Genomic DNA, 13,784 nt, shown 5'->3' on the forward strand with positions numbered 1-13,784 from the left:
TCTATCTATGGACATTGTTAAGCGTCCCAGGGGCGTTGAATGGCGACGCTAGAGCGCATTCATTTCGTGCCCCATTACCTCGTGCGCAGAGAGAACGCCGTCGCATACTCCCCCAGTAGCAGCCGGCCATCCATTGAGGGCTTGCCCCAAATCTTTTGGGCAGACTATGCACCTTGGAGGGAGGCAAACCTGTGGGCAGTGGAGCGAGCAACGACTGGTGACGCTTCTCTTAAGACCGTTGCCAGTAACATGAATGGCCTTCTCAATTACGCTAAATTTCTTGAATCTCGTGATTTGCAGTGGTTCGAGTTTCCCGCTCGCAAAGCTGACCGCTGCCTGGTGCTATACCGAGGGGCGTTGATCAAGATGCGCGATGCCGGCCAGATCGGCCCATCCACGGCGTCTGAGTACATGCGCAATTGCATCATGTTCTATCGGTGGGTAAGGCATAGGGAGCTTCTTTCTCCACACGTCCAGCTGTGGCGGGAAAAACCCTACGTCGTTAAATACTTCGACCGGGTGGGGTTCGAGCGAACGATCAGCGGAACCACCACCGACCTCAGCATCCCGAACCGTAAGCGCCCAGGCCAAACGCTTGAAGATGGGCTGTTGCCAGTCTCGGAGACCGATCGCGATGCAATTCTGGATTTCGCCGCAGAGAACGCCACGCCCGAGCTCTACCTCATGTTGGCCCTTGGATTTTTTACCGGGATGCGGCTCGGCAGCATCTGTGATCTCAAGATTCAGTCTCTGGAGCGCGCCGCCCCCGACCCTTCCGCTGAAGGGCTTCTACGCCTTGCAGTTGGTCCAGGCGCAGCTCCGCCAGTGCACACGAAATTCGGTGTGACTGGCCAGGTCTGGATACCCGAAGCGTTGCGTGATGAATTGCTGGAATATGCCAAAGGCTGGCGGAGGATGGAACGAGAGGCGAAAGCCTCGCCCGAGAATCGTGATTTGCTGTTCTTGACCCGCTTTGGTAACGCCTATGGCAGGCGCGGCACCGATCAGTCATCTGCTGTGAATGTTGAGATGTCCGAGTTTCGAAAACGGGGCGTCAAAGCAGAACTACAGGTGCTCCGTAAATTCCGCTTCCATCAGTCGCGCTGCACCTTCGGTACCGAATTGGCACGTCTGGCGCTATCGGCTTGTGCCGATGTCGCTATTGTAATTGCGACGGTCAGCGACGCGTTGCTCCATGGGCCTAACTCTGAAGCCACCACCTTCAAATACATCCGATTCGTACAGGCACTGCCGATCAAACAAGCCCTCTCAAATAGCTTCATGGCGGCATTTAGCGGGATCGGCGCTGGGGCGCGGCACGATGGATAGTTCCGAATTCGACCTCACTTTCCCGATGCTTGAGTATGGGGCCACTGAAACGCCCTGGGACCTCCGGCCGCTGCTGTTTCGCGGAGGTGCAGCAGCAAAGGTGAAGCATGTGGGCCGCCAGATCGCGCAGGGCGAACTCGGCAGTCCCTTGCCGGAACGTTTCGAGCTGGTGACGCAGCTGCATGAGCACATGACTGACGACCTTGCTGGTGGCGGAAGTCGCTTCTCGGTGCAGAACAAGATCAGTGCATTGCGCCGATTCTTTGCCTGGATCGATTCAGAAAACGTGAATCTCAGTCTCGAGACGGCGGCCGACACGTTCATTCGTTGGACCGATCACTTGCTCCAGCGTCATCGAGTCGAACGCAATTTCAGCGATGGGTCCCTGTACGATCTCACCAGGCTCACGGCGACGATGCTGGACCGAGCATTGGACCGCCAAGCAAGCCTGAGCAAGAGCACACGTATTCGCAAGCCGCGCGGCAAAGGCAAGGTACATACGAGCAAAGCGGACAAGCAGAATCTGCAAAACACCTTCGCATTCGGACACCTTCTAGCTGACGTATGCGAGGCATTGACCTGGAGGGGGACAATGGCCCCCCTCCCAGTTTGTATTTCGTTACGCACCGGCCAAGTGCTGGAACTATGGTCGGGATTGCAGAGCCCCGAGAAAGTAGCGGCCCGCCGTACCAGGCCGCAAAACCAAGCGCAAATCGAAGCATCCCTGGCGGCGCGTGCCGCCCACGATGCAGATCGGACACTGCGGACCCGTTTCCCCATCGTCAATTTACGGATCGAGAGTGAATTGCTGATGTTCATCGCCCAGACCGGTCTGAACCTCCAGCAAGCACATACCCTGCGGGTTGAGCAGTTTCATTACACCAGCCACATAGACGGCTACCAGGTACGTACCTACAAAAATCGACGGGAAGGAGAAGTGCTATTCGAGATCTTTGCCAGTTATCGAGAGTGGTTCGAGCGCTATCTCGAATGGCGTTCCGAATGGTTTCCCAATGAGCCGGATGGTTTGCTCTTTCCGCTTATACGTAGCGGGGGACGAATCCTAGAAGAGGCGACGCAGTTCACGAACGTTACGCGCATCTGCCGCGAGCTTGGCATACCGATAGTGAGACCGCGAAAACTGCGCGGGACGCGCATCAACTGGTTGCTTCGGGAGTCCCAGAATCCCCAACAGGTTGCGGAGTTGGCCCAGCATACGGTGCAAACGCTGATACGCGTATATGCCGACCCCCATCCGCAGATCGCTATGGTGGAAATTACGCGCTTCCATCAGCAAACCGATCCGTCCCTTTCACCTCCTGCTCCTGGTAGATGTGTATCGGCCACACCTGAACCAGTGGGCACGATGCCGAAGAATGGTCCGCGACCCGACTGCATCAATGCTGCCGGTTGCCTGTTCTGTACCCAGCACCGGGATATCGAAAGTGAGGATCATGTGTGGTCTCTCGGTAGCTTGCGCCACCTCAAATCGCTTGAACTGGCACGCTACCGCCCATCCAGTTCGGGTAAGCACCTGACGACAGAGCATCCGGCCCTGCTGGTGATCGATCGGCTGACGGCCAAACTGCGCTTCTTCGAAGAAAGTAGCGAGGTCCGCAGGCTTTGGGTCGAAGAAGCCAGAGCGCGCATAAGTGAAGGTGACTACCACCCGGCCTGGGATGGCTTCATCCGATTGGCAGAACTGCGACAAAGATCAGCATGACGAAAAATATTCTTTCCGAACTTGGCCTCGGCATCGACTCGCCCCTAGCGATTCCTGATGCGCCGAACTACCGTCCGCCGTGCTGGCCACCGCAGCGTGATTGGCCGGTCATCATAGATGCCGCTGGCCAGGTGGTGAGCCGTTGGGGCGATGCCATTTGGCGGCTCGACCCATGGGCGGGAAAACGGCTCACTCTCAATTTCGGCGATGGCCCAGATAAGAAATATGTCGCCGCGATCGATCCTGCGAACGCCGATTTATTGCGGACCGTAATCGGCTGGTGGCTATACGGCCCCAATGGAGCCCGTGGATACCGAGGCCTGAAAACGCGCTTCGACCAGATGCGTCGGCTGTTCGTCTTGTGCACTCAAGAAGGCATTCTCGCATCCGAACTGAGTCATTTTCCGCGCGTTGCCGACCGTCTCCCGGAGGTGCTCCAGGCTTCCCGGTCCGGTGAGTTCTTGGCATTGCTGCACGAACTGTACGAGCGGCGGGATGCGCTGGGGTTCACCTTGTTGGATCGCGCAGGGTTGGCACGCCTCGCAGCGGCCATGCCCGACCACCAGAAGCTCCAGACCCCCTATATCCCGCCCCGCATTTGGCACTATCAAATCACACGCTTGCGCGAATGCCTGGATGACTTTTTGGCGCATCGAGGCCAAGTCGAGGAGTGCTTCCGCTTCTGTCTGGCTGCCTATCGGCACAACTCTGCCAGTCTCCAAGGACAACGCAGGCCACAATCGTTCTATCCGTTTCAGTGGCCGTCGGATGGATCAAACGGAAAGTGGACTGGGCGGCAGTACTACGGCCCATTCATCGACACCGCGCATCGGTTTGGCATGGTGGAACTATTTCGTCGCTGGCTGGGAGTGAGCGACGACGAAATTCGCATTCAAACTCTGAGTCGCTACCTCAACCTCGTGAGTCGATCTGGACTGTGCTATCTGCTGAACTTCAGCCTCATGCGAGTCGAAGAGGCTTGGAACCTGCGCGCCGATTGCTTGCACATAGAACGTGATCCGCAGTTTGGCGACATCCATGTATTGTGCGGACGAACGACCAAGACGATGTCGGATTCTGAGGCACTTTGGGTGACGTCCCCGTCAGCTCAGGTGGCAGTTGAAGCCATGCGTGTGGTCGCAGACCTCCGCGCAGAATGCGACTCTCCCCCCGGCGAGGCCTCGGTGCCGGATGATCCGGCCAAGCGCTATCTGCTTGATTATTGCCTTGAACCGTGGGGAACGAAGTTCACCAAGATCAACCGCACGATTCGGCCATCGATTCCGAGCTATGCCCATGTGCTTCAGTGGTTCGACAAGCTGTTCGACCGTGAGCAATTGCGCATTACGCCGGAAGATTTCGAATTGGCTCGGTTGGTGACGCCGACGCTGACCGACGAGTTTGCGGTCGGCAAAATCTGGCCGTTGGCCTGGCATCAACTCCGACGAACCGGCGCAGTGAATATGCAGGCATCCGGGCTGGTCAGCGACGCTTCATTGCAGTTTCAGCTAAAGCACGTCGCCAGAGCGATGAGTCTCTACTACGGGCAAAACCATTCCAGGGTACGGCTGGAAGAGAAGGCCCATACCTACTACGTCCGCACCATGTACGAAACTTTGGGTAGGCAGCTGCAACAGCTGACGAGCAACCGATTCGTCAGCCCCCACGGCGAGAAGCGAAAATCTGAGATTGTCCGCCTAATCTCAGCCTCTGATGCTAAGAAAGCGATCAATCTGGCTAAGAAGGGGACGGTCACTCATCGACCGATTTTGCTGGGCATCTGCACGAGCCGTACCCCCTGTCCCTATGGGGGCATCGACAATATCGCTCGCTGCGGAGGGGGCGACTCCCCCGGAGAAACCAAACCATGTGCGGACGTTCTCTATGACCCCGAGCAACTCGACGAAGTCGAAGTGTTGGAGGCGGTATTGGATGAGCGCCTGGCCGCTGCCGAGGTAGACAGTCCGCTAAGGACTTCGTTGGAAGCCCAGAAACGTAGTGTGGAGAATTATCGCCATGTCATCCGGCAAACATGAATCCGCTGACCCGGCTAAGCGAATGAGTGCCGGCGAGCAGTATCGCGCAGCGTTCGAGCGGCTGAAGAGCAACAAGCCCGAACGACTGCCGAAGGGGACGCCCGTAAGTCAGAACAACGTTGCCAAGGAGGCCGGCAGCGACCCCTCTGCACTGAAAAAAGCTCGTTTCCCCCTACTGATCGCTGAGATCCAAAAGTACGTGGAAGGACACGCTGAGCAACGTCCGCCATCAGTGCGCCAAGTCAGCTTATTAGCCCGCAGAAAAAATCGTGGACTTCGAGAACGGATCGAGGAAATCACGCAGCAGCGTGACCACCTAGCCAGCCTACTCAGTGAGGCCGACGCCACCATTCTTGAGCTGTACGACCGTATTGCGGACTTGGAGCGCCAACTGCCGGCCTCCAATGTGCTTCCTCTTGATCCGCGAGGCCACAAAAAACTTTGAAACGGAGAGCTCGCAATATTCGAAAGAAACACAGCCATGCCCGACCAGCCCGGCATGAAACGTCGGGCTAGCCGCCGAAGAGCTTCTTGCGTTGCGCGGTCCGCTCCCGGCGTAGATTCTCGTAGGCAGTTCGGCGTTTAGTCGCGTTTTTGATTAATTCCAGGACCTGGGCGATATCGCCGAGCAACTCCTCACGCGCGGGAAGCGGTAGTTGGCGCTCGCCTGGGGTGTCGTGGGCCTCGGTAGCTTCGCAGGCCCGCGCATACACTGCCAGCAACTGCTCCCACTCCTCTGCGGGGTGGCCAATGACAGCACCAAATGCTTCTACGCTCACCACATCGCTGAACGGCTGGACGGTATTGTTCAAAAAAACCTCGCGTATGGCGCGCTCGACAGTGCCTCGGAGGCTTGAGTATCCCGATGCGATTTGCCGCTCAAGCTCATCATCCGGGTCGCTGCCGACCGGAACGTTCAGCGCTTTCGCACGACTTTCGAGATCGGCCAGGCGGGCCTTGGTGTCCATCGTCGTCCACGTCAGCCCCTCGCTCACTAGTCCCGGCGACTCGTCCCAACCGATGGTCTTGTAGCTGGCCGAGCGATCAGCGCGCTGAAGCGCCATCGCGAGCTCGGTCAGGAACACCGCATCATGGGTGAACACCAGCACTTGGCGGGTCTCAGCCAGCGCTACCAAACGCCGAGCTATGGCCCGACGATATACGTGATCCAGCGACGTAGACGGATCGTCGAAAATAACGGTCGAAGTATGTGGCAGGGATTCGAGCTCGGCGAGGAACATAGCCATCCCCAACGCGCGCTGCTCGCCCTCTGACAGCACCTTGGAGGCTTTCGCCGTGATTTCCTGCAGGCGCAGCGTGACCTTGGTCACCCCCAGCTCTGTGCGCCCGCTCAGGTCGGGTTGCACCCGTCGCTTATAGCCCAGGGCTTTCAACTCAGCATTCATGGAAGCGGCCAGAGCCTCGGTCACATGCGTCGCCGCCAGGGACGTCAGTTTGCGTGACACTGCCGCTGGGTTGAGGGCGGCATGGCAGCGGCTCAATGTGGCATGGACCTGACTGTCCTGAACAAAGCGCTCCACCGCGCCAAGCTGGTTGGCGAGGCGTTGTCGGGCTTCTAGCTCTGCCAGTTCTTGGGTCAGCGCCAAGCGTACAGCGGGATCGGCAGAGGTCCGCAGGGTATTGGCGTCGACTCGGAGCGAAGCAGCTTTGGCGGCGAAGAGACTATCGAGGTTTGCTTCGATAGGAAGCGGTTCTGACTCGGGGGACCAGTTTCCAGTTTGCAGGGCTTGGCTAACCCAAGTATGCCGGGCGGTCCAGACCGATGCCGCTGCGGTGATGGCAGCGTGTAGGTCGGGCAGTCGCTCCTCCACGTCAGCCCGTGTTGGCACATCCAGAACGTTTAGATCGACAGCCTGCACCTTCCCTAGAGCGTTCATGCGCGCAAGCGTGGCGGCTTGCGCATCCGCCGTGGCGCTGTCGGCGACAAATGCCGCGAAACGCCGCATGCGCTCCGAGGCATCCGTTGAATAAGGTTGCTGGCAGAGTACGCAGTAAGCGTCCGGTTCCAGGTGCGGGAAGGGATGTTCAGGGTATGCCGTCTGCTGAGAGAAAGCCTCAGCGGCTCGGTACATCGTTTGCCAGAGTTCAGCTCCTGTGCCTTCCAGCAGCGTGGCGGTGGGTGAGGACGTTACCGGCAACTCCATGGCGTTCAGTGTGTCTCGATCCTGAAGACGCGCTTGCGCCAGTTGCATGGCGAGATGCGCGGTTTTTTCCGTTGTAATCAGTTCCTTTGCCCGTGCTATGGCACGATCATTCACCCAGCGCTGGACTTCCTCGGCTCGACGCTGCGCCTGGTCCAAGCGTGTCGCCAAACGTTCCAAGGCCAGCGCCTGCGGCACAGGATCGCTTTCCAGTAATGTCCGCTTCAGAAACTCCAGTCGCCGGAGTTCATCGTCACCGACCGTCCCTAATCGAGCAAGCACGGCGCGGTCCGAGTCCCCACCTAATTTGGCGATGTAGCGGCCGACTTCGGTGTCACCCTTCAGCGGTTCGAATTGCCGGGTATCCAGAGCCAAGGCATTGCGTTCGGTCCCAATCCGTGCCTGTAAATCACGCTGAAGTAGGACCAGGCGCGTCAGATGAGTGAGTCCGTAGGGCTGAAATGCAGGGGTCCCTTCCGCGTCGATGTAGTCATTGGCACAGGCCGCGTCGTAGACCGAGACCGAACTCAAATGCAAATGGGCCGGCCCGTTCTGGACCCAACGTGCGGTTTCCGGAGTGCCATCCACCAAAATGGCGAAATCTGCTGATGGCAGTCTAGCTGGGGTTGCCGCCCCAAAAGCGTCGGGCAGGACCTCCACCCGATGCCGAGCGTTGCAGGCATTCTTGAAGACGCGGGCGTAGCCGGATTTGCCGGCGCCGTTATGACCAAAGAAAATGGTCATGCCCTCCGGTGCGAGGTCAAAGGCACGACCGGACGGGAAGCCGTTTACCTGGTCTAGCCCCGAGACACCCACCAACCGCACGGTTGCGCCACTTCCGGCGCCTGGTACGTCGTCCAGCGTGAATGGCCGTGCTCCCCCCGTGGTTGCGTCTTCCCGTTCTTGCTCGCGAACCATTCGCAGAATGGTCTCGATGTCATCTTGGGTTAGTTCGGCCCGGGCAAATATCCGGCGCAGTGCTTCCTGCTGCCAGGGTCTGAGTCCGCCGGCCCACCCAATAATCTCGTCCAACAATGGCATATCCGTCTCCTTTCCAGATCCGCCGATTAAAGGCCGCGCCCAGTTGGATGGCAAGTGGCCAGCGCCTTCGAGGTGCTTCGCCGTGTTCCGTTTGCCTGCCTTCCTGACCGCCACCCTAGTGGCTTGTCCGGTCGTGACGCTACACGGGCAGAATTTCTGCATGCTGGCCAGTATCAAGCCGCTCTAAAGTCCGCTACCGGAAAGCGCTGTTTAGCGGTGAGAGACGGGGAAAGTGCGGAAGCTACTACCGACGCAAGCGATGTGGTGAGCAGTCCTCAGGTATGTGCGAAATTGCACTCCTCTTGACCACCAATTTGGGTTGGCGTTGACCACGGATTGCGTTCAACTTGACCAGGGCGTGTCACTGTCACGACCGTCAGAGAACGGCCAAAAACGGACACCGCCAACCCGTTGGAAAAAAACTGAGCGTTGCTTTCCGTTAAGTTTGGTAGTTGCAAGCCCCGTTCAGGAAGAATTGCTCGATCAACGCCGCCATACCTGCGCGTGCGATACGGCCGCGGCGCTCGGCGTCTACCAGGCCGAAGATCAAGGAGGAGAAGATTTCGGTAAGCGCCGGGGCACCGATATCGATACGGAATACGCCCAGTTTTTGCCCGCGTAGAAAGAACTCGTCCAGCGTTTCTGAGTAAGGCAGCCATCGGCAGCCGCCTGCATCTAAATCAAACGTGTCCGGGCGCCACTGAAATGAGAGGAAAACCAACAACTCCCTGTGAGTCAAATGGCCTTCGATCAGGCGATGCAATGCGTCCAAGGGCGCCGACTCAAGATCGGCATCGGCAATGACCCGATAAATAACCACCGAACCATGATCCAGAAGCATCTCGATCAGGTTGTCGCGGGTGCCGCAAAACCTGTTTAGCGTCGCCTTGCTGACTCCCGCTGCCTGGGCTATTTCTTTGAACGTGGCTCGCGGGTGGTCAACGATGGCGATCGCCAGGGCCTTCAGCAATTTCTCATCGGCAGCAGTTAAATCCATCGGTCACTCTTTATCTATCGCAGGCAGATGCGGGTATTTTGCCTAGAACACTCATTTTTCTCAAAGAGGATACTAGCTTTGTTCACATCAAAATCAAATGAGTCAATATTGACTCATTTGATTTTGGTGTGCATTATGCGCGGCTTCGACTACGTACTGGCTTCGTGCTTGGGTGAGATATGAACAAATTTCGCGAGTGGATCACTTTTTCCGTGATCTCCTGTTTGGTCGCCGTGACCCTGGTTGGCTGCGACAAGCCCGAAGAGCAAGGGGAGGAGGCGCCGGCGCGTGAAGTCGATGTGCTCAGCGTGCAGACCGAGCCCTTCACCGTGGTTGCCGAGCTACCAGGACGCATCGAGCCGGTGCGTGTCGCCGAGGTGCGCGCGCGGGTGGCGGGGATCGTGCTCAAGCGCACCTTTGAGGAAGGGGCCGACGTGAAGGCCGGCGACGTGCTGTTCCAGATCGACCCTGCGCCGTTCAAAGCGGCCCTGTCGCGGGCGCAGGGTGAACTGGCCCGCGCCGAGGCGCAGTTGTTCCAGGCCCAGGCGATGGTTCGCCGATACGAGCCGCTGGTGAAGATCAACGCCGTCAGCCAGCAGGATTTCGACAACGCCAAGGCCGCTCTGCAGAGTGCCCAGGCCGACAAGCGATCGGCCCAGGCCAATGTCGAAACCGCCCGCCTGGACCTGGGCTATGCCGAGGTTCGCGCACCCATTGCCGGACGCATCGGCCGAGCCCAGGTCACCGAAGGGGCGCTGGTAGGCCAGGGTGAGGCGACTCTGCTAGCGCGTATCCAGCAACTTGATCCGGTGTACGCCGACTTCACCCAGCCGGCTGCCGACGCCCTGCGCCTGCGCGCGGCCATCGCCGAGGGCAAGGTTGCCGGCGCTAGCGACCAGCCGTTGTCGCTGCGCGTCGATGGTACCGATATCGAGAGCAAGGGCACGCTGCTGTTCACTGATATCTCGGTGGATCGCAGCACCGGGCAAATCGCCCTGCGAGGGCAGTTCGACAACCCCGAGGGCGTGTTGCTGCCGGGTATGTACGTGCGTGTGCGCACGCCGCAGGGGCTCAACCAGAACGCCATCCTGGTGCCGCAACGTGCCGTGCAGCGTTCGGCTGACGGCCAGGCCAGCGTGATGCTGCTGGGCGAGGGCGATACCGTCGAGGTGCGCCAGGTCACTACTGGCGCCATGCAAGGCTCGCGCTGGCAGATCAGCGAGGGCCTGCAGGCCGGCGACAAGGTGATCACCAGCTCGCTGGCGGCTATCCGTCCGGGCGCCAAGGTCATCCCACGCGAGCAAGGCGCCGCCGAAAAAGCTCCACAGTCCCAGGCCCAGTAAGCCGGAGAACCATTCATGCCCCTGTTTTTCATCCGACGCCCCAATTTTGCCTGGGTAGTCGCCCTGTTCATCTCGCTAGGTGGCCTGCTGGTCATTCCGTTCCTGCCGGTGGCACAGTACCCCAACGTGGCGCCGCCGCAGATTACCGTGACCGCCACCTATCCCGGCGCCTCGGCGCAGGTGCTGACCGACTCGGTGACCAGCGTCATCGAGGAAGAACTCAACGGCGCCAAGAACCTGCTGTACTTCGAGTCCACCAGCAACGCCAACGGCATAGCCGAGATCACCGTCACCTTCCAGCCGGGGACCGACCCCGAACTGGCCCAGGTCGACGTGCAGAACCGTCTGAAGAAGGCCGAGGCGCGCATGCCGCAGGCCGTGCTGACCCTCGGCATCCAGACCGAGCAGGCCACCGCCGGCTTCCTGCTGATCTATGCGCTGAGCTACACCGATGGCGACAAGGACTCCGATGTCACGGCGCTGGCCGACTACGCGGCGCGCAGTATCAACAACGAAATCCGCCGGGTACCCGGTGTCGGCAAACTGCAGTTCTTCGCCTCCGAGGCGGCCATGCGCGTGTGGATCGATCCGCAGAAGCTGGTTGGCTACGGCCTGTCCATTGATGACGTGAACAACGCCATCCGCGCGCAGAACGTGCAGGTGCCGGCCGGTGCCTTCGGCAGCACGCCGGGTTCCAGCGAGCAGGAGCTGACGGCGACCCTGGCGGTCAAGGGCACCCTGGACAACCCGCAGGAATTCGCCGCCATCGTGCTGCGTGCCAACCAGGACGGCTCGCGCCTGACCCTGGGCGACGTGGCACGCATCGAGGTCGGCAGCCAGGACTACAACTTCGGCTCGCGCCAGGACGGCAAGCCCGCCGTTGCCGCCGCCGTGCAGCTGTCGCCCGGTGCCAACGCGATCCAGACCGCCGAGGCGGTCAAGCAGCGTCTGACCGAGCTGTCGGCCAACTTCCCGGACAACGTCGAGTTCTCCGTGCCGTACGACACCTCGCGCTTCGTCGACGTGGCCATCGACAAGGTCATCATGACCCTCATCGAGGCCATGGTGCTGGTGTTCCTGGTGATGTTCCTGTTCCTGCAGAACGTGCGCTACACCCTGATCCCGTCCATCGTCGTGCCGGTGTGTCTGCTTGGTACCCTGACCTTCATGTACCTGCTGGGCTTCTCGGTGAACATGATGACCATGTTCGGCATGGTGCTGGCCATCGGCATCTTGGTGGACGACGCCATCGTGGTGGTGGAGAACGTCGAGCGGATCATGGCCGAGGAAGGCCTGGCGCCGGTGCCGGCGACCATCAAGGCGATGGGGCAGGTGTCCGGGGCGATCATCGGTATCACCCTGGTTCTGTCGGCGGTGTTCCTGCCGCTGGCCTTCATGGCGGGTTCGGTGGGGGTGATCTACCAGCAGTTCTCGCTGTCGCTGGCGGTGTCGATTCTGTTCTCGGGCTTTCTCGCGCTGACCTTCACCCCGGCGCTGTGCGCCACGCTGCTCAAGCCGATTCCTGTAGGCCATCACGAGAAGACTGGCTTCTTCGGCTGGTTCAACCGCAAGTTCACCAGCCTGACCAGCCGCTACACGAAGCTCAACGACAAGCTGGTGCCGCGAGCCGGGAGGGTGATGTTCATCTACCTGGGCGTGGTGGTGCTGATGGGCTTTCTCTACATGCGCCTGCCGGAATCCTTCGTGCCGGTGGAAGACCAGGGTTACATGATCGTCGACATCCAGCTGCCGCCCGGCGCCACCCGTGAGCGTACCTCGGCCGCTGGTGGAGAGCTGGAGTCATTTCTGATGGCCCGCGAGGCCGTGCAGACGACCTTCCTGGTGCTTGGCTTCAGCTTCTCCGGCATGGGCGAGAACGCGGCCATTGCCTTCCCGCTGCTCAAGGACTGGTCTGAGCGTGATTCTTCGCAGTCGCCGGAAGCCGAGTCGGTTGCGGTCAACGAGCACTTCGCCAACCTCGATGACGGCGCAATCATGTCGGTACCACCACCGCCGATTGAAGGCCTTGGTAACTCCGGTGGCTTCGCCCTGCGCCTGCAGGACCGCGCCGGTCTCGGCCGCGATGCCCTGTTGGCAGCGCGCGATGAAGTGCTGGGCAAGGTCAACGGCAATCCGAAGTTCCTCTACGCCATGATGGAAGGTCTGGCCGAGGCGCCGCAGCTGCGCCTGGTGATCGACCGTGAGCAGGCCCGCACGCTGGGTGTCAGCTTCGAAGCGATCAGCAGCGCGCTGTCCACTGCGTTCGGCTCGTCGGTGATCAACGACTTCGCCAACGCCGGCCGCCAGCAGCGCGTGGTGGTACAGGCCGAACAGGCCGAGCGCATGACGCCGGAAAGCGTCCTGCGCCTGCATGTGCCCAACGACAGCGGCAGCCTGGTACCGCTGAGTGCTTTCGTCACCACGAGCTGGGAGGAAGGCCCGGTGCAGGTCGCGCGTTACAACGGTTACCCGTCGATCCGCATTGCCGGTGACGCCGCGCCCGGCGTGAGCACTGGCGAGGCGATGCTCGAACTGGAGCGCATCGCTGCCGAGCTGCCCGAAGGTATCGGCTACGAGTGGACCGGGCTTTCGTATCAGGAGCGGGTCGCCAGCGGCCAGGCGACGATGCTGTTCGCGCTGGCCATCACCGTGGTGTTCCTGCTGCTGGTGGCGCTCTACGAGAGCTGGGCGATCCCGCTGACGGTGATGCTGATCGTGCCGGTCGGCGCACTCGGCGCGGTACTGGCGGTGACTGCCATCGGCCTGCCCAACGACGTGTACTTCAAGGTCGGCCTGATCACCGTGATCGGCCTGGCGGCGAAGAACGCCATTCTCATCGTCGAGTTCGCCAAGGACCTGTGGGAAGACGGCTACTCGCTGCGCGATGCCGCTGTCGAAGCCGCGCGCCTGCGTTTCCGCCCGATCATCATGACCTCCATGGCGTTCATGCTCGGCGTGGTGCCGCTGGCCATCGCCACTGGCGCCGGCGCTGCGAGCCAGCGCGCACTGGGCACCGGGGTGCTGGGCGGGATGCTCAGCGCGACCATGCTCGGGGTGATCTTCGTGCCGATCTTCTTCGTCTGGGTGCTGTCGCTGCTGCGCACCAAACCTCAGCAAACCGACAACCATCCCCTGCATAAAGCGGAGTAATGC

General features: G+C 60.3%; 8 protein-coding genes. 6 read left to right on the forward strand and 2 right to left on the reverse strand.

The annotated features are described in order from the left end of the window. Positions 1–39 precede the first annotated feature (39 nt). Genes LU684_RS16290 through LU684_RS16305 form a run of 4 tightly spaced genes read left to right on the forward strand, consistent with a single transcriptional unit; the run spans position 40 to position 5,533 of the window. Positions 40–1,329, forward strand: a complete 1,290-nt coding sequence (locus LU684_RS16290; protein WP_034039555.1) for a site-specific integrase — start codon at positions 40–42, stop codon at positions 1,327–1,329. Next, positions 1,322–3,052 carry a site-specific integrase gene (locus tag LU684_RS16295; RefSeq protein ID WP_034039553.1) on the forward strand — a complete coding sequence of 577 codons (1,731 nt, stop codon included), beginning with the start codon at positions 1,322–1,324 and terminating at the stop codon, positions 3,050–3,052. The genes LU684_RS16290 and LU684_RS16295 overlap by 8 nt, the downstream gene beginning before the upstream one ends. Then, positions 3,049–5,088, forward strand: a complete 2,040-nt coding sequence (locus LU684_RS16300) for a hypothetical protein (RefSeq protein WP_155684878.1) — start codon at positions 3,049–3,051, stop codon at positions 5,086–5,088. The genes LU684_RS16295 and LU684_RS16300 overlap by 4 nt, the downstream gene beginning before the upstream one ends. Further along, entirely contained in the window at positions 5,069–5,533 is a 465-nt protein-coding gene (locus LU684_RS16305; protein WP_023443007.1) for a hypothetical protein, read from the forward strand. Before LU684_RS16300 ends, LU684_RS16305 begins: the two co-directional genes overlap by 20 nt. A 67-nt stretch (positions 5,534–5,600) precedes the next feature. On the opposite strand, the gene LU684_RS16310 is transcribed toward LU684_RS16305, so the two are convergent. Beyond that, the gene (locus tag LU684_RS16310) at positions 5,601–8,291 is read right to left on the reverse strand and encodes an AAA family ATPase (protein ID WP_232894826.1); all 2,691 of its coding nucleotides are present in this window, start codon (positions 8,289–8,291) and stop codon (positions 5,601–5,603) included. 439 nt (positions 8,292–8,730) lie between these two features. Further along, positions 8,731–9,288 (reverse strand): TetR/AcrR family transcriptional regulator, encoded by a 558-nt coding sequence (locus LU684_RS16315; RefSeq protein ID WP_003152690.1) that lies wholly within the window; start codon positions 9,286–9,288, stop codon positions 8,731–8,733. A gap of 179 nt (positions 9,289–9,467) precedes the next feature. Between LU684_RS16315 and LU684_RS16320 the strand changes: the two genes are divergently transcribed. Together LU684_RS16320 and LU684_RS16325 are read left to right on the forward strand one after the other, a co-directional pair. Next, positions 9,468–10,631: a multidrug efflux RND transporter periplasmic adaptor subunit TMexC3 gene (locus tag LU684_RS16320; RefSeq protein ID WP_034039546.1), complete on the forward strand. Its 1,164-nt coding sequence runs from the start codon at positions 9,468–9,470 to the stop codon at positions 10,629–10,631. 15 nt (positions 10,632–10,646) lie between these two features. Then, a complete protein-coding gene (locus tag LU684_RS16325) occupies positions 10,647–13,781 on the forward strand; it encodes a multidrug efflux RND transporter permease subunit TMexD3 (protein ID WP_034065037.1) in 3,135 nt (1,044 codons plus the stop codon). Positions 13,782–13,784: the final 3 nt, after the last annotated feature.

This window comes from Pseudomonas sp. NMI542_15 (assembly GCF_021283425.1).
Classification (GTDB): Bacteria; Pseudomonadota; Gammaproteobacteria; order Pseudomonadales; family Pseudomonadaceae; genus Aquipseudomonas; species Aquipseudomonas fortuita.